At 74.6% G+C, this 507-nt stretch carries 1 protein-coding gene; it reads left to right on the top strand.

The window, feature by feature from the left end:
• Positions 1-507, top strand: a 507-nt coding sequence (locus D180_RS18645; protein WP_017913978.1) for a Ca2+-dependent phosphoinositide-specific phospholipase C, incomplete at both ends; no start/stop codon positions are given.

Here is a 507-nt window from a genome sequence, read left to right as displayed (position 1 = left end):
CCGACCGCGCAGGTACGGCGGCGCCTGCAGGCGCACGACGCCGCCGAATGGCCGGCACTGGCCTATGGCCATCCTTCGCTGCAGGCCCAGCTCGCGCTGGGGCTGCGGCAACTCGAACTCGACGTGGCCGCCGATCCGCACGGCGGCCTGTATGCCGCACCGTATGCACGCGCGGATGCGGCGACCCGGGCCCGCATGCACGCGCCCGGCGCCAAGGTCCTGCACCAGCCGGGCCTGGACTACGCCAGCCACTGCCTGCGCTTCCGCGACTGCCTGGCGATCCTCGCCGCCTGGTCGCGCGCGCACCCGCGGCACACGCCGCTGGTGGTGCTGGTCAATGCGGTGGATTTCGATCCGGTGCCGGGCCTGTGGCCGCACCGTTCCGCGTTCGACGCTCGCGATCTGGACGCGCTGGACCGCGACATCGTCGAGGTGGTCGGGCGCGCGCGCCTGATCGTGCCCGACGACGTGCGCGGCGCCGCGCCGAGCCTGCGCGAGGCGGTGCTG

It is taken from the genome of Xanthomonas sp. SHU 166, assembly GCF_000364685.1.
Classification (GTDB): Bacteria; Pseudomonadota; Gammaproteobacteria; order Xanthomonadales; family Xanthomonadaceae; genus Xanthomonas_A; species Xanthomonas_A sontii.
This window is presented reverse-complemented; position numbering and strand designations above follow the sequence as displayed.